At 33.1% G+C, this 21,385-nt stretch carries 18 protein-coding genes; 8 read left to right on the top strand and 10 right to left on the bottom strand.

All coding sequences use genetic code 11. The annotated features are described in order from the left end of the window. Window positions 1-65 precede the first annotated feature (65 nt). Window positions 66-1,031 (top strand): YdcF family protein, encoded by a 966-nt coding sequence (locus ACSULM_RS11330; RefSeq protein WP_436862812.1) that lies wholly within the window; start codon window positions 66-68, stop codon window positions 1,029-1,031. A gap of 187 nt (window positions 1,032-1,218) precedes the next feature. Here ACSULM_RS11330 and ACSULM_RS11325 read toward each other — a convergent pair whose 3' ends face one another. Continuing rightward, entirely contained in the window at window positions 1,219-1,887 is a 669-nt protein-coding gene (locus ACSULM_RS11325; RefSeq protein WP_069995591.1) for an ABC transporter ATP-binding protein, read from the bottom strand. Further along, window positions 1,887-2,939, bottom strand: coding sequence for an ABC transporter permease (locus ACSULM_RS11320; protein WP_436862810.1), 1,053 nt, complete (start codon window positions 2,937-2,939; stop codon window positions 1,887-1,889). Before ACSULM_RS11320 ends, ACSULM_RS11325 begins: the two co-directional genes overlap by 1 nt. Before the next feature lie 156 nt (window positions 2,940-3,095). Between ACSULM_RS11320 and ACSULM_RS11315 the strand changes: the two genes are divergently transcribed. Then, complete coding sequence (locus tag ACSULM_RS11315) at window positions 3,096-3,770, top strand: response regulator transcription factor (protein WP_436862807.1); 675 nt, start codon at window positions 3,096-3,098, stop codon at window positions 3,768-3,770. Beyond that, window positions 3,763-5,130: a sensor histidine kinase gene (locus ACSULM_RS11310; RefSeq protein WP_436862804.1), complete on the top strand. Its 1,368-nt coding sequence runs from the start codon at window positions 3,763-3,765 to the stop codon at window positions 5,128-5,130. Before ACSULM_RS11315 ends, ACSULM_RS11310 begins: the two co-directional genes overlap by 8 nt. Window positions 5,131-5,201: 71 nt before the next feature. On the opposite strand, the gene mqo is transcribed toward ACSULM_RS11310, so the two are convergent. Beyond that, a complete protein-coding gene (gene mqo / locus ACSULM_RS11305) occupies window positions 5,202-6,680 on the bottom strand; it encodes a malate dehydrogenase (quinone) (RefSeq protein ID WP_436862801.1) in 1,479 nt (492 codons plus the stop codon). 473 nt (window positions 6,681-7,153) lie between these two features. Between mqo and ACSULM_RS11300 the strand changes: the two genes are divergently transcribed. Beyond that, the gene (locus tag ACSULM_RS11300; protein WP_436862798.1) at window positions 7,154-8,302 is read left to right on the top strand and encodes a glycosyltransferase family 4 protein; all 1,149 of its coding nucleotides are present in this window, start codon (window positions 7,154-7,156) and stop codon (window positions 8,300-8,302) included. Between the two features lie 170 nt (window positions 8,303-8,472). On the opposite strand, the gene ACSULM_RS11295 is transcribed toward ACSULM_RS11300, so the two are convergent. Continuing rightward, a complete protein-coding gene (locus ACSULM_RS11295; RefSeq protein ID WP_436862795.1) occupies window positions 8,473-10,074 on the bottom strand; it encodes an L-lactate permease in 1,602 nt (533 codons plus the stop codon). Between the two features lie 294 nt (window positions 10,075-10,368). Between ACSULM_RS11295 and ACSULM_RS11290 the strand changes: the two genes are divergently transcribed. Next, window positions 10,369-12,057, top strand: a complete 1,689-nt coding sequence (locus ACSULM_RS11290; protein WP_436862793.1) for a CDP-glycerol glycerophosphotransferase family protein — start codon at window positions 10,369-10,371, stop codon at window positions 12,055-12,057. Between the two features lie 82 nt (window positions 12,058-12,139). Here the strand turns inward: ACSULM_RS11290 and ACSULM_RS11285 are convergent, their stop codons facing one another. Both ACSULM_RS11285 and ACSULM_RS11280 read right to left on the bottom strand, forming a co-directional pair. After that, on the bottom strand, window positions 12,140-12,913 hold the full coding sequence (locus tag ACSULM_RS11285; protein ID WP_436862792.1) for a hypothetical protein: 774 nt from the start codon (window positions 12,911-12,913) through the stop codon (window positions 12,140-12,142). Between the two features lie 245 nt (window positions 12,914-13,158). Continuing rightward, on the bottom strand, window positions 13,159-13,677 hold the full coding sequence (locus ACSULM_RS11280; protein ID WP_436862791.1) for a GNAT family N-acetyltransferase: 519 nt from the start codon (window positions 13,675-13,677) through the stop codon (window positions 13,159-13,161). 280 nt (window positions 13,678-13,957) lie between these two features. Here ACSULM_RS11280 and ACSULM_RS11275 point away from each other — a divergent pair, with 280 nt between their 5' ends. Together ACSULM_RS11275 and ACSULM_RS11270 are read left to right on the top strand one after the other, a co-directional pair. After that, a complete protein-coding gene (locus tag ACSULM_RS11275; protein ID WP_436862789.1) occupies window positions 13,958-14,950 on the top strand; it encodes an acrylyl-CoA reductase family protein in 993 nt (330 codons plus the stop codon). Between the two features lie 220 nt (window positions 14,951-15,170). After that, complete coding sequence (locus tag ACSULM_RS11270) at window positions 15,171-16,535, top strand: sugar porter family MFS transporter (RefSeq protein ID WP_436862787.1); 1,365 nt, start codon at window positions 15,171-15,173, stop codon at window positions 16,533-16,535. A 47-nt stretch (window positions 16,536-16,582) separates the two neighbouring features. Here the strand turns inward: ACSULM_RS11270 and ACSULM_RS11265 are convergent, their stop codons facing one another. Both ACSULM_RS11265 and ACSULM_RS11260 read right to left on the bottom strand, forming a co-directional pair. Then, window positions 16,583-16,984 carry a GNAT family N-acetyltransferase gene (locus tag ACSULM_RS11265; protein WP_436862784.1) on the bottom strand — a complete coding sequence of 134 codons (402 nt, stop codon included), beginning with the start codon at window positions 16,982-16,984 and terminating at the stop codon, window positions 16,583-16,585. A gap of 123 nt (window positions 16,985-17,107) precedes the next feature. Beyond that, a complete protein-coding gene (locus tag ACSULM_RS11260) occupies window positions 17,108-18,139 on the bottom strand; it encodes an NAD(P)/FAD-dependent oxidoreductase (RefSeq protein WP_436862781.1) in 1,032 nt (343 codons plus the stop codon). Window positions 18,140-18,255: 116 nt separating this feature from the next. Here ACSULM_RS11260 and ACSULM_RS11255 point away from each other — a divergent pair, with 116 nt between their 5' ends. Beyond that, complete coding sequence (locus tag ACSULM_RS11255) at window positions 18,256-19,173, top strand: ABC transporter substrate-binding protein (protein WP_436862780.1); 918 nt, start codon at window positions 18,256-18,258, stop codon at window positions 19,171-19,173. Between the two features lie 77 nt (window positions 19,174-19,250). On the opposite strand, the gene ACSULM_RS11250 is transcribed toward ACSULM_RS11255, so the two are convergent. Together ACSULM_RS11250 and ACSULM_RS11245 are read right to left on the bottom strand one after the other, a co-directional pair. Next, on the bottom strand, window positions 19,251-19,664 hold the full coding sequence (locus tag ACSULM_RS11250) for a DUF2871 domain-containing protein (RefSeq protein WP_436854574.1): 414 nt from the start codon (window positions 19,662-19,664) through the stop codon (window positions 19,251-19,253). Between the two features lie 141 nt (window positions 19,665-19,805). Next, complete coding sequence (locus ACSULM_RS11245) at window positions 19,806-21,275, bottom strand: Na+/H+ antiporter NhaC family protein (protein WP_436862777.1); 1,470 nt, start codon at window positions 21,273-21,275, stop codon at window positions 19,806-19,808. Window positions 21,276-21,385 lie beyond the last annotated feature (110 nt).

Genomic DNA, 21,385 nt, shown 5'->3' with positions numbered 1-21,385 from the left:
TTTGCTTATTTTTTTGGATTACACTACATTTAATATATTAAAACGTTTTGGAGTGAAGCATAAACATGTTGTCATTGTTTTTATGTACCCTAATCTTAGTCATTTATTTATGTATGTTCTTCAACTTTAAATATACTGCACGACTCGCTGTCTATATTTCCCAGGTAATACTAGGTTTCATTTCTATCATCTTACATATTGGTAACCATACATTTCCCTTCGATTTAATAGTTGTCATGTGTATCGGCGTAATATTGCTACATATAAAGCATAAACATTTAATGCAAACACGTTTGAGTGCCTTATTTTTAAAACGACTGTATTATGTTGCCTTTAAACTCATGGTATTTACATTAGCTTGTTTTTATATAACCTTTAGCCCACTCGCAATCAATGTCATATTCTTGTGGATTTCAGCCATTGCATTTAGTGCAGCTTTTGCATTTATCTGCTATTTATCATGTTCATCTAATTTTTCGAAAAATAATCCAGCCACGGACTTTGATATTATCTTAGTACTAGGTGCAGGTATTTTCACTGAACAGGTTACACCCATGCTTGCAGATAGACTAGATCGCGCATTCGCACTTTACAATCAGCAGCCAAATGCGTATATGCTTGTCAGCGGCGGTCAAGGACCTGATGAACCGATTTCAGAAGCACTAGCAATGCAACGTTATTTAATTTCACTTGGTGTCAATCCAAACCAAATACTATTAGAAGATCAATCAACAAGTACATTGGAAAATATGCAATACAGTGCTCAACTTCTCAAACAACATTTTGCAACTCCACCAAAAATTGTTTGTGTCACAAGCCAATTTCATATTATGAGGGCTATACGTTTCGGCCAAAAATTCAACTTAAACCTTGCTGGTATTGGTAGTCATACACCTTACCACTTCTTTGAAATTGCACTTATTCGTGACTTTTTAGCACTCATGTATCAATATAAAGCGTTACTCACTGTATATTTCGCTACATTGTTTTGCATATGTATCATCGCATTTTGGCATATCCCGAGCATATAGGCTGTGAGACACAAGTCAAATTTTCTTATAGCATTTTCGCATTCCACCCTGTTACGAGTTACTAATTGACAAAGAATCTAAGACATCTATTTAAGTCTTAGTCGTATAACTTTTCTCAAAAATACAAAAAGAGAACTGTCTGACTATAATTGTCGACAGCTCTCTTTTTATTTATCTTAAATTCATTTTAGTCATTTACGATAACGCCATTATCTAACTCAATTACTCTATCTGCATATTCAAATAAACGCTTGTCATGAGTAATCATAATACCTATCATTTGCTTACTTTGAATTTGTTGCTTAATCATTTCGATAACTTCAGTTGCACGTTCAGCATCCAAACTTGCTGTTGGTTCGTCTGCAAGAATGATTTTAGGTTGATTCATCAATGCTCTCATAATCGCTACACGTTGTTTTTCACCACCGGATAACATATGTGGAAAGACATTTAAACGATGTGCCAAGCCAATTTGTTCTAATAATTTTTCTGCACGTTCATTAGCTTCTTTTTTAGACAGACCCGCTTCACGACCAATCGTTGTCAGTTGAGCGCGCACTTTTAAATAAGGTACAAGGTGTGATGATTGAAAAATAAAACCAATTTCATTCAATCTCAATTCTGACGCTTTTTGTTCACTATCATATAACGGCTTACCATTATAGAGAATATCTCCACTATTTTGAGATAGCAGACCACCTAAAATCGTTAATAATGTCGTCTTACCTGAACCAGAGGCACCATTGAGTATCACAAATTCGCCCTCATTCACTTCAAAATTAATACCTTTTAATACGGGTGTCTCTGATTGACCTTTACCGAAGGATTTCTTAATATCTTTGACTTGTAAACTCATTATTCTCCACCTCCAATTGCTTCAATAGGATCTACTTTAAATAATTTAATAAATGATAACGCAGCGCCTACAATAGCTACTACAATAAATATTCCGACTACTAATAATAAATTAGATGCTGTGACATGGAATGGCATAGATACAGGCATTATGGTAGATAACCCACTTATAATACCTACTGAAATAATAACGCCAATCATGGTTGTAATTAATATTTGTATGACTAACGCACTCAATAAATGTCTTGTTTTAATACCAATTGCTTTTAATATGCCAATTTCTGGAATCTTTTGTATTGTCATTACATAGAAAAATGCACTTAATACAATTGCAGAAATTACAAATAAACTGACAATCATCATATTTAATGGGGCTTGTTCTGCTTGATAACTTGCAATTTCAGCTGTAATGTCATCTTCGCTAAACACTTTCACATCAGAAATGTTATTAATCTTGTCCTGTTGCGCTTTCGTTAAATCTTTAACGGGATAGACTGTGCTAGCTTGTTTGTTCAGTTGATCAAATCCATCATTATTCATCATCACTACTGAACTATGTGAATACATCGTATCATCAAGTACACCTGACACTTTTAATTTTTCACCATTTTTTGTTTTTATTGTATCTCCAACTTTAACGCCATCTGCAGTTAATTTATTGTTAATTGCAATTTCATTATCTTTAGTTGGATATTGTCCTTCTTTTAATTTTGGCTTTTCATTAGCTACAGTATTCGTCATTATGACATCTTCATCATTTTTATCAATTTTCAATGTTTGAGATGCCAATTTTAAAGGTTGCTGATTCGTAACATCTTCAATTTTCTTTTGTTGTTCTGGTTTAATTATTGATTTTTCAATTTGTGGCTTTTTATTATCCTGTAACACATATTTCTCTGTTTTCATGTTATCTAACATCGATACATTTTCTCTTGCTAATCCTTGTGCTAGTCCACTTATAAATAACACCATAATTCCAAGTAATAATATAATTAACATGATTAACATATAACGGAATTTATAATATTTTATCTCTTGCCATGCTAACTTCATCAATGACCACTCCTTCTCTAAAACTTATATTTAGAGTTTAGCCACAGAATGTGAACTGAATATGAACTTTTATAAATTTTTTAGATTTTTACTATTTGTATAGTCATATTATTACATTTATAATAATCATAATACTTTTAAAAGGAGACCTGACGCATGACAACATGTCTAATTGTCGATGATGACAAAAAAATATTGGAGTATGTTTCTAACTATATCCAACGCGAAGGTTTAGATACAGTCGTTCAATCTAGCGCAGAACACGCACTATCCTATCTAGAAACACATCAAGTTGATATTGCTATAGTTGATGTCATGATGGGTGGTATGAGTGGTTTTGAGTTATGTAAGATTTTGAAAGAAGATTATGATATGCCTGTGATTATGTTAACAGCACGTGATGCTTTAAGTGATAAAGAGCAAGCATATCTAACTGGTACTGACGATTATGTTACTAAACCTTTTGAAGTTAAAGAACTTATTTTTAGGATAAGAGCCGTATTAAAACGCTATAACATTAATGCCTATAATGAAATCACAATTGGTAATGTTACTTTAAATCAAGCATATTTAGAAATTCAATCCGAATCGAAATCAATGAATTTACCTAATAAAGAATTTCAATTGTTATTCTTACTAGCTTCAAATCCTAAACAGGTCTTTAGTCGTGACACTTTAATTGAAAAAGTTTGGGGTTTCGACTACGAAGGTGATGAAAGAACGGTCGATGTTCATATTAAACGTTTAAGAAAGCGCCTAGAAAAATTAGAATCATCTATCACAATTCATACAGTACGAGGGCTAGGTTATAAGGTGGATGATCATGTTTAAATCACTTTATACACGTATTGCAGTCTACACTATCGTCGTCATGTTATTGTGTGCCCTCTTAAGCTTTCTCTGTACCAATATCATTTACCACAATCATCTAAAAGCAAATAATGATGCCAAAATTATGCGAACTCTAAAAGATTCGCTTGAATATCAAAAGCATTCAAATATTGATGCAGCAGCTCCATTTTTCAATCATTTAGGAGAAATGAACTATCAAGTCATGACGGTTTCCGAAAAAGGCAAAAGAACTTATTATGGTACTGAATTCAGAAAAGATAACTTGAAATCCGATACAGTCCAATCGGTACTAAATGGTAAACCTTATCATGGTATTAAAAATTTGCCATATAACCCATTCATAACTGGATTTTTTGAAAATACAACACAAAACACAGTTGGAATGTCATTTGAATCTCAAGGACATACATACGCAGTATTTATGCGCCCTGACATTGGTAAAACATTTAGTGAGTTCAGAGTATTTTTAGCCATACTTATCACGTTATTACTATTTTTCTCTATTATTTTAATGATTTCTTCAACGTATACAATTATAAAACCAATTCAGCAATTGAAACATGCAACTGATCGATTAATGAAAGGTGATTTTAACACTGCTATTCGTATTACTCGAAAAGATGAATTTGGTACCTTACAATATCGTTTTAATCAAATGCGTCTCTCACTTAAACAATTAGACGATATGAGACAACACTTCGTTCAAAATGTATCTCATGAAATCAAAACACCATTAACGCATATACACCATTTATTAGACCAACTTAAATTTGCTAAAAGTGATGAAGCGCGTACCCAATACATTAATGATATATATCAAATCACAACCCAACTTAGTGACTTAACAAAAGAGTTATTATTATTATCAGAAATAGATAATGACTCACATTTAGATTTTAACGATACAATTGCTTTAGACCAGCTACTTAAGAAAATTATTCGCCACGAGCAATTTTCAGCAAATGAGAAAGAATTGATCATCATGTCTGATTTAGCAGATGTTTCAATACACGGAAATGAACGATTACTTTATCAAGCATTTCAAAATATAATCACAAATGCTATTAAATATTCAACACATAGCGGCACAATTGACGTTACTCTCACGTATCAACTAAACGCTGTTGTTTGTACAATCACAGACGATGGTCAAGGCATGACTGAGGAAACACAAAACCGTTTATTTGAACGCTTTTATAAAGCTAGCAATCATGATAATAGTAATGGTCTTGGCTTAGCAATTGCTAAAGCAATATTTGAATTACACAATGGCAATATTGCTGTATATAGTAAAAAACACGAAGGCACCACATTCACTATTACGCTCAATAATAGCTAATATCATCAAAAAAGGAGTCTATTGGTTGATGACCAATAGACTCCTTTTATAATTGTGGCATATATTTAAGCTTAATTAATTTTTAGATATTTCGTTATTTCTTTATTTAATTGTGTATATAATGCTTCGTTGTCAGATAACTTCATCCCATAAGAAGGAACAATTGCTTTAACTTTTTCTTCCCATGTTGAAAACTCATCTTTATAACAACGTTTCAGTAAATCTAACATGATATCCACTGCTGTAGATGCACCCGGTGACGCACCTAATAACGCTGATAACGAGCCATCTTCAGAAGTAATCACTTCTGTTCCGAATTGCAATGTACCTTTACCTTTATCAGTGTCTTTAATAACTTGAACACGTTGTCCTGCAACAACAATATCCCAGTCCTCACTCTTAGCATTAGGTACAAATTGACGTAAATCTTCCATACGCTCTTCATTAGAAAGTGTGAGTTGTGAAATAAGATATTTTGTTAAGCTCATTTCTTTCACACCTGCTGAAAGCATCGTAATCAAGTTGTTCGGTTTAACTGATTTTATTAAATCTAAATTAGATCCAGTTTTCAAGAATTTTGGTGAAAATCCAGCAAATGGTCCAAATAAAATTGTACGTTTACCATCGATATAGCGTGTATCTAAATGTGGTACTGACATCGGTGGTGCACCAACTGGCGCTTTACCATATACTTTAGCTAAATGTTTTTTAGTAATAGATTCATCTTTACAAACTAAGAATAAGCCACTTACCGGGAAGCCACCGATGTGTTTAGATTCTTTGATTCCGGTCTTCTGTAATAGTGGTAGACTCGCACCACCAGCACCTATGAATACAAAATCACTTTCAACAATAATGATATCCTCAGTATCTAAATTTTTAACTTTTACTTCCCAAACGCCATCTTTACGTTGTTTAATATCTTGAACTTCATGTTTATAGTTTAATTCAACTTGTTTGTCTTCAAGATTTTCGAATAATTTTTTAGTTAAGGCACTGAAATTAACATCAGTTCCTGTCTTATCATAGCTCATTGCCATAGGGATATGTGAAGTTCTACCTTCCATCATTAAAGGTGCCCACTCGGCTATTTTTTCTTTATTATCAGTAATAGTCATATTATTAAATAGTATATTATCATTTAAGCGTTCTACACGTTTCTTTAAAAATTCTACGTTTTTCACACCTTGCACAAAGCTCATGTGCGGTACAGGTTTAATAAATGCTTCAGGGTTTGCTAATTGACCTTGTTTTACTAAATAACTCCAAAACTGCTTAGAAACTTGGAACTGTTCATTTATTTTTACTGCTTTTTTAATATCAATCGTTCCGTCTTTATTTTCACTTGTATAGTTTAATTCACATAATGCAGAATGACCTGTTCCGGCGTTATTCCATGCATTAGAACTTTCTTCTGCAGGCGTCGATAACCTTTCAAACATCTTAATTTCTTTCTCAGGTGCGAGTTCTTTTAATAAAGTTCCGAGTGTTGCGCTCATAATACCGCCACCGATTAAGATGACATCTGTTTTGCTATGTATTGTACTCATAACAAATACAGTCCCCCTTTTATATGTGTTTAATAGAAACGTGATCTTTATTTTCTTTAAATAAAGCGTTTTCTATACTCAAAAAATAAAAAATTGCTTCTAATTGCCCGTTATTAGTCATGCAATCGTACAAACATTTCATACCTCTCTAATTATATACGTAATTCTTGCCTGAAAAAAGGGCTTTCAGAAATTCTACAATAATTTTGTTTATATGTGTTAACTAGAATATATCATACTTTTTCAATTATACTCATTAAAACGTAATAAGCGATACTATTTCAGAAATGTTCCATATCTTCCTATAATATGTAGCAAATGTAGCAAAATATGAACTTTAACTAAGTAAACTCATATTATCTGGTTAGAGAATCCATCAAGTTCTTAAAAATAAAATTCTAGCTAACGCCGATTTCTCTAATCATGCTATAATGAGTTTCAATTTATGTTTCGTAAAAACTGGAGGTCACTTTATGAAATCAATTACTTTTTTCATGCATAATGTGTATGCAATGGGCGGTACTGTTAAGTCTATTTCACAAACAGCAAACATTTTAGCAGAAAAAGGACATCAAGTAGAGATCATTTCTGTGTTTAAAGGAGAGTCTACTCCCTATTTTGATTTACATCCATCCATTTCAATAAAATCAATTATTAATTATCAATTACATCCTTTTAATTTTAAAGATATTTTATTTAACCGTATTTCAAAATTCACTAACCTTTCAAAACCTAAACACATTTCACAATTTGAACCAGGGCTTGATCAATTTTCCCATTATATAGAAAAGAAAATGATAAAAGCGATTAAAAATGTCAAAACAGATGTAATTATCGGTTCGCGTGCAAGTTTTAATATCTTAATAGCACAATATGCATCACCATTTATTGAAAAAATAGGTATGGAGCATATGAATTTCGATGCACATCCAGAACCATATCAACAAGAAATTATTCAATCCTATCAACATTTAGATAAACTAACGACGCTTACCACAGCTGACAAAGTCAATTACCAATCACATATCCATATTCCAACGTTCGTTGTGCCGAATATTATTAATGAAGCACGATTAAATCATCGCAAAGAAAACATTATTTGTGCTGCTGGTCGTTTAGAATATGAAAAAGGTTTTGATTTACTTATTAAAAGTATAATACCTATTCAAAAAATCGTACGTCAATTTGAATATCAAATTCATATTTACGGTGATGGCAAAGAGCAACGACACCTTGAGCAACTGATTAAAAATAATAGCCTTGAAGACATTGTGAAACTTCAAGGACCAACACAGCAACTAAATGAAAAGTTAGCAACAAGTGAAATTACAGTTATTCCATCTCGTAATGAAGGCTTTGGTATGGTAATTCTTGAAGCAATGAATCAAGGTAGTATAGTTGTGAGTTTTGATGGGAATGCAGGTCCAGACTCAATTATTCAAAATAATATCAACGGTTACCTAGTAGAACATGATGATGTCGAAGCATTGACAATTAAATTACGTCGTCTAATCAATCAAGAGTTCAAAGACGAAGTTATTATTCGCAATGCTTATCAAACTGTTACACAATACAGCCCCGAAGCAATATACAAAGATTTCTCAACTATGTTAGATGCTTAAATCATTTTTCTTTAAGATATAATTCTATTGTAGTCTAGTGATTTTTTAATGCACTATAACCTACTGCATTAGTTACCAACATGATAATAGAGGCTGAGACAAGCACATGTCTCAACCTCTATTTATTTTTGTGACAGGTGTTTTTAAGCCTAGCTATCAATTATAAATTTCTAAATAAACAAGTTTAATAGGAATGTCCAAATACATACAAATATGAGTAGTGCTACACTATAGCGCAATGTCATTTTCAGTAATTCAGATTCTTTACCTACTTGTTGTACTGAAGCAGTCGCAATTGCAATAGATTGTGGAGAAATTAATTTAGCTGCAACACCACCTACTGTGTTGGCTGACACTAATAATGCACCACTTGCTCCTATGTTATTTGCTACAGCGGATTGAATTGGTGCGAATAATGAATTATTATTCGTAACTGATCCTGTTAAGAATACACCAATCCATCCTAAAATTGGAGACAGTAATGGGAACACACTTCCTGTCTTAGCAATACCTTCACCCACAGCATTACTTAGGCCTGCATAGGTCATTAATTTTGAAATAACCAAAATAAAACAAATTGTTACTATAGGTAACCACAATTCTTTAAGAGAAACTTTAAACAAACGAGCACCATCTTTAAACTGAATCTTTTTAGACATTAAAATCGTAATTATAATAACCAGTAAAATGGCAGTTCCTGTTTGTCCAATAATATTCAAAGGTAATGTAATAGCTTTATTCGCAATATCACTATAAGTCCCTGGAAGTGTAATATTAAAGACAAATGATGCTAGCGCACCACCCGGCGCAAAGAGTGCTTTAAAAGCTGGTGCACTCCATATCATTACGATAATTGTTAATATGACAAATGGACTCCATGCGTAAATAATTTCTTTTGGTTTATGTTTCGTAACTGCTTGCGGTTGCTCACCTTCATTAATTCTAAAAATGTGTTTCGGTTGGAATTTTTTAGAAAATAGTGCCAGTGCTAACATTGCACCTAAAGGCGGAATAATATCTGCTAATTCAGGTCCGATAAATACTGTAATTAACCCTTGTAATACAGTAAATGTGATACCTACTACTAAAATAGAAGGTAATGTTTCTTTGATACCTTTAAACCCATCAATAATCCATATTAATAAAAATGGAATCAATAAGTTAATAAAAACTAATGTTAATGCTGACATTGCTGATACTGCTATTACGGATACATCCTTAGGTAAACCTAATGTATCAATCACTGTAACTGGCAATCCAATCGCACCAAATGCGCCAGCAGAGGCATTCGCAATTAAACATAACATCGCCGCTTGTAATGGTGCAAAGCCAAGTTGTGTTAGTAATAATGCACAAATTGCAATAGGAACACCGAACCCCGCAGCTCCTTCTAAAAATCCATTAAATGCAAAACCAATCAATAATAATTGAATACGTTGGTCTTGTGAAATGCTAGAAATACTATCTTGAATGGTATTAAATTGACCTGTCTCATTGGTAATTTTATAAAGCAATACAGCCATAACTACAATATATCCAATTGGTATAATACCTTGGAAAAAGCCTTCTACAACTGCGCCTGAAGCAATTCTCACAGGTAATTTAAAACATAAAATCGCTATTATAACGGTAACGACTACCGTGGTAATAGATGCATAAATACCTTTCATTTTAAATAGTGTTAAACATAGTAAAAATAACACGATAGGTATTGCTGCAACGATAGATGATAACAAGACATTATCAAAGGGATTGAACGTTTCTACAAACATTTGACTCACTTCCATTTTCTATTTTTTATTTACTTTTAGGGAGTTAAAAGTAAATGCATCTCTTAATTGTGATTTTTTTCACAATTAAATTATAACATTTTTTCTATCATTTACAATAGAAAATTTAGCGTATTATTTCCCTTTTTCACACTTAATATATTACGTTTTAAAGATTAAATATATTACGATTAATATCTCCTTATTCTATAAACTAGTTATCGTCATCGTTTGCTTTTGCCTCATATTATTGTCGTGGTAGAATAGATATATTAAATATTGAGTAGAGGGATTCAGATGATTAAACAAATTAAAATGACAACGATCCATCTTTTAGAGTCGAAATTAGCAAAAGCACAACAAGAAGGATTCACTCATTTCGTTCTAACAAATGAAAGTATTGAAATATATCAACCCATGCTTGAAGCAGTAGCACTTAAACCTTATACAATTGTTGCTGATTATACAGTCCGCCAACAGTATCACAATGATTGTACTTATTATGGGAAAACAAACATCTCATTTAACGATTGGATTGAAAATATCAATCATTACCCAAATGTTGTTTTTCATATAGGAACTGCTCAGTCTATACTTAAACAGTTCCACATCAACACTGTATTTGATTTAGCTGTTATTTCACTGTTAGAAGATGATATTGCAACGGATAGTCACGTGGTATTTAATTTTGAAATGCCTCTGACAACTAGTCCAGACATTTGGCAAGATATACAACAGCTATCACCCTTAGACACAACCAAATTCAACTTAAATAAACTAGCCTATGTGCACAAAAATGCTATTCCGTTTAAAAGAAATGAAATTCTAAAACCTGGGACTTTGCGTTTTACTGATAAGTGTCTCAGTTATTCCAATTTCAAGTGCCCGCATTGGATATTCAAAGGGATACATCGACACTTTGAAAAAAAACATCAAAATATGAGCTACATATATACTAAAGATAAAACTAAAGTTAAAAATCATATTGTTTTCTTAGGGTTTGATTATGGATTTAGAGGGAATTCTCGTTATTTATTTAATTATTTTGCAAAACACTTTACGAAACTTCCCATTTATTTCATTACTGATGATGTAAGTGGTCCGAATTTCATTAAACCAAGTGATCCACAAGCAGCATCACTCATTGAAAGTGCACAAGTCGTTATTTTAGAAAGTTATATTCCAGACAATCTTAAACCTAATGGCACAATCATACAATTATGGCATGGTACGCCTATTAAAAAATTGTTTTTAGACAGTACAGAGCCACATCAGAATCTAAATATTTATAATTATCGTGCTCGAAAATACAATAAATGTTTACAGCAAGATTATTTTGTCAGTGATTGTGCATCAATGATTGATTATTTTAAAACTGCATTTCCACAACAACAAACGCATATGCTGAACTGTGGTTATCCGCGAGTGCGCTATCTTTTAGACAAGCAATCAGATAAGCCCTATATTACATTTATTAAACACGAGCTAAAATTAGACCCAAATAAAGAGACATTATTATATGCACCGACTTGGAAATCAACGAGTGATACTTCTGATTTATTGCCAATCAGCGATGCCCTATTAAATAAATATAACGTCATCTTCAAAGGACATGTTGAAGACAACGCACTTGAAATTCCCGAACATGCAATTATTGCACCACAACATGTTGAAGTACAAGATTTATTATTAGTCTCTGATATCGTACTAACTGATTATTCTTCAATTATATTTGACGCACTAACTATTGATAAAATTGTGTGTCAATATACGCCAAATCATGAGCAATATATAGCAGAACGTGGCGTATACGATGAAGTCATGCATGCGTTAGCTACAGTCAGATATAGTGATTCGAAAGCATTACTTAATGATTTAATCAGTCATCAAATGAAGGAACTTAATGACATTACCTTTATTAATAAAGATAATCATGCATTCGAAACACTTTCTCACATCATTCATAAATGTACAAAATCCAAATAATCGAACGACTTCAAACAAAAAACGAGCACAGGCATCTATATTGATGTCCTGTGCTCATTTTTCTAAATCATAAAATCTTATCCTATTGTTGGTATGCTGGATCTACAACTCTAACCGTACCTTGTTGGTCTACGGTTGCAATCATGTACGTACCTGGTTGTGCTTGATTTTGGAAACTAAAGATATAGGTATATGAACCACTACTACCTTCAATTGCATAATCATTATACGGATTAGATTGGCCATTTAAGCCGTTCACTTCAGCCGTTGCATTATCTAATGCTGTTTGGAAATTAGGTAAATATTGTAAAGCACTTTGTGTATCTGTGCCTCCTGCAGTAATATTTTGTGCTACTGGTACTGCATTTTGACCTTGATATGGAGCAACATATTGCGAAGCACCAGAATTACTGTTGCCATTACTACTAGTATTACTAGTTGCATTATCATTATTACCAGTATTCGCTGAACCACTGGCATTACCATTGTTGTTTGATGATGTAGCATCGTTACCATTGCTAGAACCATTTGAATTACTTGAATCATTAGAACCATTGGCATTACCTGAATTTGCATCACTATTTGATGAATCACTGCCATCGTTATTTGATGCATTGTCTGATCCATCTGAATTACTATCATTATTATCATTTGACTTGCTGTCTGAATTCTTGTCTTTGTCTTTATCAGAGCTATCATTGCTCTTCTTATCATTATTCTTAGAATCTTTTGATTTGTCCTCAGAAGATTGTTTCTCTTTCGAACTATCGTCTTTCTTACTGCTGTCATCACTACCATTTGAACATGCTGCAAGTGCTAAAGATAAGGTTAAAACGCCTGCTAAAAGCTTTTTCATAAAAAATGCCTCCTTAAAGTGTCTATATTATTGACCTAGTAACCTATTATATATGTATCTTTGTCGCATAGGCTGATTAAGGTTACTTTATTATTCACTATAAATCCAAAATTAAACACCTTTTAACCAAATTTTTTCAATTTAAAATATAAATTTTACAAAATCAAAACATATTTTGAATATATGCCAATACTACCAAAACAATCGCGCTTTACTCTTTAAGTATAAACTATAGTAATTTTATTTTAGAGTACTTTCTCCATAATTAAATCAGTATCTATAACTTCGCCTGTATAAAATTGATGTTCTCCAGTCACTGTAAAACCTTGCTTTTTATAAAAATTAAATGCTTGTGCATTATGTTCCCATACCCCTAACCAAATCTTCGTTTTGTTTAAACGATTTGCTTGCTCTATAGCAAATTGAATAACACGTTTCCCCTTACCTCCACCTTGTGCTTGTGGTACAAAGTAAATTCGTTGAATTTCCAAATAATCAGGGCCTTTAGGTTCAGTCTGTGCTGAATTAATATTTAATTTAAAATAACCAACAACTTCGTTATCTTCTTTAAAAAAATAGGTAAATGAATCTTCATTTTGTAATTCTTGCTTTAATTGTTCAACTGCAAATGCTTCATTGAAATACGTATCAAAATCTTCCTCTGTATAAGCACCATGTTCAAATGTGGTCTTAAAAGTAAACATACTTAAAGTACGCAACTTTTCTACTTCTTCTAGTTGCACAGCTTCAATGGATTGATTCATATTAACTTCACCGTCCTCTACTAACTTTAGTACTAGTATACTAAAAGGGCCTTATCTATACTATTAAATATGATGTAACTGGACCAATTTTTATTTAACCGTATAATAATTTTACTTTCTTCATTTAAAATAAATGTAATTATACTTTTAATTTCAAACTAAACCGCTTACTTATTAATACACTTAATTCGGCATATTGTGTAATATGCAATTACATGATAAAGTAGGTCTAGTTTTTTAATAGTTCGTAAATTTAATCATAAGGGAGTGCCATAAGGCAATGACGAATACATTCAAAGCCTTTGTAGTCGATGAACAAGACGACAAAGTAACACATCAATATAAAGACATGACTATAGATGATCTTCCTGAAGGCGAAGTACTTATCAAAGTAAAATACTCAGGTATTAACTATAAAGATGCACTTGCTACAGTAAAAGATTCAAAAATTGTAAAATCATATCCGATGGTACCTGGAATTGATTTAGCTGGCGTAGTAGAACATTCAGATACACACGCTTTCGATGAAGGTGACGAAGTTATTGTTACAGGCTATGACTTAGGGACAAGTCATTTCGGAGGTTTTAGTGAATATGCACGCGTCAAAGAAGAATGGGTTGTGCCATTACCGAAAGACTTAACATTCGAAGAAGCAATGATTTATGGTACAGCAGGTTATACTGCCGGCCTAGCCATTGAAAAATTAGAGCATAATGGTCTATCAATCGAAAAAGCTGATGTACTCGTACGTGGTGCCTCAGGTGGTGTTGGTACATTAGCAGTAATGATGTTAGACAAAATTGGATTTGATGTCGTCGCAAGTACTGGTAAAACAGATGCAGAAGATCAACTGAAAGCTTTAGGTGCCAAAGAAGTAATTTCACGATTCACTGAAGTTGACGAAAGAGCATTAGGTAAGCGTACATGGCAAGGTGTCATCGATCCAGTGGGTGGCGAAAGTTTATCCCAAATCGTTAAACAGTTAGACTATAATGGCATCGTTGCCTTGATTGGTATGACTGCTGGTACTCAGTTTAATAGCTCTGTATTCCCTTTTATACTTAGAGGCACAAGCATTATTGGTATCGATTCAGTATATACTGAAATGAAACAACGCAAACAAATTTGGCGTCGATTAGCGAAAGATTTAAAACCTGATAGATTACACGACATTAAACATGTAGTTAAATTTAATGACATCGAATCAAGTATTAAACAGTTACTAGAACATACTAATTCTGGTCGTATTGTCATTGATTTCGAAGCAAAATAAATAACTACCATATAACATTTCATGCAAACCGAGATTAAGTATCTAACTTGATCTCGGTTTTTAATTTCCAATTTAATATCGCTTATTTTCTTTTCAAAATGTATATAATTATATTCCATATAAATAGTTATTAATAAATAAAAAAGTTATACTTTAATATTTACAAGTAATATATGAAAGCGTATACTATTCATTATCGAATACCAACAGGAGGGTTATTATGGGAATTAAAGTAAATAAAAAGCTCATCTTTTTCCTCGGCGCTTTAGGTGGTTTACTCTATGATTACGACATGGGAGTTATCTCTGGTGCCCTATTATTCATAAAAGATGACATACCTTTAAACAGTTATACAGAAGGTTTTGTTGTTTCATCCATGCTCATAGGTGCAATATTAGGTTCGGGTGCAAGTGGTCCTTTATCCGATAGGCTAGGACGTAGACGTGTCGTATTCATTATTGCGATTATCTATATCGTAGGAGCTTTAATCTTAGCCTTGGCACCTTCAATGCCAATATTAGTATTAGGTAGACTTGTGATTGGATTAGCTGTAGGTGGTTCTACTGCGATTGTACCAGTCTACTTATCTGAAATGGCACCAACTGAGCAACGTGGTTCACTTAGCTCATTAAACCAATTAATGATTACAATTGGTATCTTATCTTCTTACCTAATCAACTATGCTTTCACACCAATTGAAGGCTGGAGATGGATGTTAGGCCTTGCAATTGTGCCATCATTAATTCTATTAATTGGTGTTGCATTTATGCCAGAAAGTCCTAGATGGTTACTTGAACATAGAAGTGAAAAAGCAGCACGTGATGTTATGAAATTAACATTTAAAGATCACGAAATAGACAAAGAAATTGCTGATATGAAAGAAATTAATCGCATTTCTGAAAGTACATGGAACGTCCTTAAATCACCATGGTTACGTCCAACGCTGATTATAGGTTGTATTTTTGCATTATTACAACAAATTATAGGTATTAATGCCATTATTTACTACGCACCAACAATTTTTAGTAAAGCCGGCTTAGGTGACGCTACTTCAATTCTTGGTACAGTAGGTATTGGTACTGTCAATGTACTGATTACAATCGTTGCAATTATGATTATTGATAAAGTTGATCGTAAACGTTTATTAGTCATTGGTAATATTGGTATGGTCGCATCATTACTTATTATGGCCGTACTTATTTGGACAATCGGTATCCAATCTTCTGCTTGGATTATCGTAGCATGTTTGACATTATTTATTATCTTCTTTGGTTTCACTTGGGGACCTGTATTATGGGTAATGCTTCCAGAGTTATTCCCAATGCGTGCACGTGGTGCTGCAACAGGAGCTGCTGCTTTAGTATTATCTATCGGTAGTTTATTAGTAGCACAATTCTTCCCTGTCTTGACTGAAGTATTATCAGTTGAACAAGTATTTCTAATCTTTGCGATTATTGGTATTTGTGCACTTGTCTTTGTTATTAAATATTTACCTGAGACACGTGGTCGTAGTCTAGAAGAAATCGAAGCTGATTTACGTTCTAGAACAAATGCAACAGATGCTAATATTCATGAATCAAAATAAATCATATATTTAAAAAAAGAGTGAATCGCTTCGGCGATTCACTCTTTTTAATATTTTCTATACATACCACATGAATGCGGTTCAGTAGTGATAAATCCATATTGTGCATAGAGTTGATCTGCCGGATAATCAGCAATCAAGCTAACATAAGTTCCTTGCTCAGCCTCTACTTCAATAAATGACATCACATGTGACATGATTACTTTCCCATATCCTTGGCCTTGATAATTAGGGTGAACAGCGATATCAATAATTTGAAATGCTGTACCTCCGTCTCCAATTACGCGCCCCATTCCAATAAGTGTTTGTGCATCATAAATCGTAACATCAAAACATGCATTGTGAATTCCTTTTTCTGCTGCTGCGTGCGATTTTTCACTTAATCCAGCGATTTTACGCATATTTCTATAATCTGAAACACTTGGTGCTTCATGCTTAACTTCAACCATGCTACAAACCTCCAATTTCAAATATTCTAATATCACCATACCTTAACCGTGTTTATAAATACATTAAAAATGAGCCGAGACAATCTTTATTGTCCCCGCTCAATTCTATCAATTATTATACATTTATAAGTATTTTTTCATTACAACTTTATTAGATTCTTTAAAAATATCATTATGGCTCGATACATAACCTTCAGGCTTAGCTTTAGGTTCAATGTATAATTTAGCTAAGTTTGCCGCATTCGCTGCATCGCTGAAAGCACTGGCAATCAAATGGGCCTTAGCTTCATGATAAATAATATCTCCACATGCATATAAACCTTCAATACTCGTTGCCGTATTACCAAAACCTTTAATACTATATTCATTAAACATGTCTACCTTCGTAGATGATTGATTCAGTAATGTATTTTCTCTGTCAAAACCATGGCTAATAATAACATCATCAAATTGACGCACGGTACGTTCACCTGTTTCAATATTTTCCAAGACAACTTGTGCAATATTGGTTTGAGAATCATCACCTATCAACTGATGAATATGTGTGTTTGGTAATTTTTCAACTTGTAGTTGTTCTAATAAATTTCGCATCGCTTCATAACCTTTGATGTCTGCTTTACGATAAATCAACGTTACACTTTTAGCATAACCACTCAAATCATTTGCCCAATCTAATGCTGAATTCCCACATCCAGAAATCAGTACATCCTTACCTTTAAATTTCTTCAAGGATTGTACAACATAATGTAGATTTGTCAGTTTATAACGCTCTGCATCTTTAATGTCTAATTGTTTCGGATTAATAATGCCGCCACCAATCGCAATAATCACTGCTTTGGATTCAAATACATGGCCTTGGTCAGTTTCTACTTCAAAGTGTTGTTCAGCTATTTTTCTAATATCTATAACACGTTCATTTAAGTTCACCTCAGGATTAAAATGCAACCCTTGTTTCACCGTATCTTCAATCACTTCGTAGCATGGTTTTGGTGCTAAACCACCAATGTCCCAAATAATTTTTTCAGGATACACATGCATTTTCCCACCGAGTTTGTCTTGTACATCTATAATACGTACGTTCATCCCTCTTAGTCCTGAATAAAAACTTGCAAATAATCCAGCAGGGCCACCACCGATTATAATAACGTCATCCATAATGCTTCCTCCCAAAAATTAGACTTGCCTCTTATCTCCATTATGCTATAATTGATAACGATTATCAATAGGAAGGCAATTATTTTTAAAATTAACTATCAAAGGAGCTACAACAAATGAAAAAATTATTATTTATTGCTTTATGTTTATTATTATTTACAAGTGCTTGTACCAATGATAAATCAAGTGATCATCAGTCAAAATCTGACGACAATGATCAAAAAGTTTTTAAAGATGATACAAATTCCAAAGTTAAAATTCCAAAAGATCCAAAACGTATTGTAGTGTTACACCCTACCTATGTTGGTGCACTTGTTAAATTTGATCACAAACCTGTTGCTGTACCAAAATTTGTTGAACAGAACAAAGTATTAAAAGATGTCACAAAAGGTGTAAAATATATTGACAATACAAGTATTGAGCAGATCACAACACAAAAACCTGATTTAATCATTACAACAGTACAAGATAAAAATATTAAAAAATTACAAAAAATTGCTCCAACAATTGCATTTGACTCAGAAAAATCTAACTACAAAGACAATACTTTAAAACTCGCAGAAGTTGTTGGCGAAAAAGATAAAGCTCAAAAATGGATTAAACAATGGGACAAACAAATGGCAAAAGATAAAAAAGAACTTGAACCTGTGATTAAAGGGAAATCTATTTCAGTCGTTCAACAAACACCAAAAGGAACGATGGCTTTTAGCAACCATTTAGGTCGAGGTACTGAAATTTTCTATGATGGCTATGGTATGAAACAACCTGAAGCACTCGCGAAAGCTACAAAAGATAAATTTGCTACACCATTGAGTCCTGAGAAATTCACAGAATATATTGGTGATTACGCAGTTGTTGCTACGAATGGAAATAAAGTAGCAAATTTTGAATCTACAAATTACTGGAAAAATCTCCCAGCAGTAAAAAATGATAATATTATTAAATTTGATGTTTCAGAAACACAATATAACGATCCAATTTCACTAGAAAAACAACGCGACATCTTCTATAATGCTTTAAAATCCAAAAAATAATAGCTATCCAAAATTACATTAACGCAAAAAAATCGAGAAGCTAAGATACCATTTACATGTCTCAGCGTCTCGATTTTTTAATTTCTTGGATCTTTGATAATGGCATTTCTCAATAAAAAGAATAACAAAATAAATCCTGCAGTTAACGTTGTATGCCCAATACCTGCAAACCCTGCAAATGATTCAGGGACTTTCAACCCTATAACTTGATATGTTCCCTTCATAAACATCATACCTATTGTTGTGAGCACGCCAATATTATATATGATGAAGAACCAATTAAATAGATAGTAACTATCTAATTTAAATATTTTAACGGTCGGTAATAAAATAAGGTGCATAAACATACCTAATATCAGTGTATGTGTATGTACTACAACAAGTTGTGTATCACCAGTAAAGTGATGCGCTAACGTTAGCTCACGATAATAGAAACCACTTAATAAGCCTAAAATAGTATAAACTAAAAAAGCATAAAGTACTCTACGCATAGATAATCCTCCTCAAGCATATTATAGGACATTTATGAATAAATTACAGTGACAATTCTTTAAACAATACAGCTAAATTAAATTGGTAGATCAAACAATAATCTATGCTATAGACGCACCCTATGTTCACTCTGCTGTTATTTAAATACCACCTGACCAACCTGTCACCGTAAATACGTACAGTAAGATGCCTCCTACCACTATCCATAGAAAAAAGAGTGGCAACATAAATTTAATCCAAGACCCGAAATTTGCTTTCGCTATAGCGATTGCCCCGATGGTAGCTCCAAGTGTTGGCGTAATTAAATTCCCTAAACCTCCACCAAACGATAATGACGTCAATAGTATTTGGTCATTCACACCTAGCGTTTCAGTCACAGGTTGTAATATTGGAATCATCACACTCATAAGTCCTGACCCTGAGGGAACTAAGAAATTAAATACTAATGCCACTAAAAATACAATAATGGACACCAATCCAGAAGGTGCTCCATCTAGTTGTGTTGTCAGTACGTGAACAATTGTACTTAGTATTTGACCTTTTTCTAAAATAACACTTATTGTATTAGCCATAATAATAGCAAATGCCACAACCAACATTGGCTTAGCACCTTCTAAAAAGCCATCTACCATGTCACTTGGCGTTTTACTTTTTATAATATAGGCCAGTACAAAGCTAATGCCAAAGACAGTAATAAAGACGCCGTTGCCATATTTCTCAGTCCATTTAAATAAACCATTACCAAGTGCTAAAATAATCGGTGTCAAAACGACTAATAACACTACACTATAATCTCTCCAATTGACCTGACGTTCTTCAATAGTAATGTCTTGTGAAGTCGTATTCTTAATATCTAACTGCCATGCACGTGTATTCATCAAACTACGATTCGGATCTTTAATCACCCTTTTGGCATACCATACCACATAGAGAAGCGTTACTACGAAAAAGACACCATACATAATCGCTCTTCCACCATAGCCTGAATAAAGTACTACATCTGGATAAACAATTTGCCCAATTTTGGCCATACCTGAGGGTGAAACTGAAAATGCCATATAAAGTGGCAAAAACGTAATTGCTAGAGCCATGAGCGGGTCTAATTTTAATCGATGCACTAGAATGACGCCTAATGTGACAAAGACAATCATTTGATCACCACCGACAAAAAATCCTATAAAGGCCATCAGTGAAAATAAACCTATAACTAAGGGCAAAGCCCCTGCAGATTCAAATCTATAAATCATATAATTAGTTAATTTCTTAACAGAATCTAGTTGTAGAATACCTCCCATTGCACCACCTATAAATAGTAACAATGTCACTGTTTGCGCAGATTTTATACCACCATTAAGTATTAATGTAATTGCATAAATAGGATTCACTGGATTCTGTGCGATGGCATGATATGTACCTTGAACTATTGCACCCGATTTATCAGTATTAAAAGTGCCCGCTGGAATGACATATGTCAAAAAACAAGCAAACATCATCATCATCAACATGATTAATAATACATGTGGTAATTGAAACTTTTTCTTGTCTTGAACGATTGCTTCATTTGTTGTTTGACTGACGTGTCTATATGGTGTTGTACTTGATTCTGACATAATGATCCACTCCTTTTTAATAAGACGGATTGTAATATTAAGTGCAACACTCTTAAAATTTCATAAAAAAATGCCCATAAACGGCACTCTATTGTAAGATGTTAATAACC

This window comes from Staphylococcus caeli, from assembly GCF_051413795.1.
In the GTDB taxonomy this organism is placed as follows: Bacteria; Bacillota; Bacilli; order Staphylococcales; family Staphylococcaceae; genus Staphylococcus; species Staphylococcus caeli_A.
The sequence above is the reverse complement of the archived record's forward strand: the minus strand, read 5'-3'. Positions and strand labels throughout refer to the sequence as shown.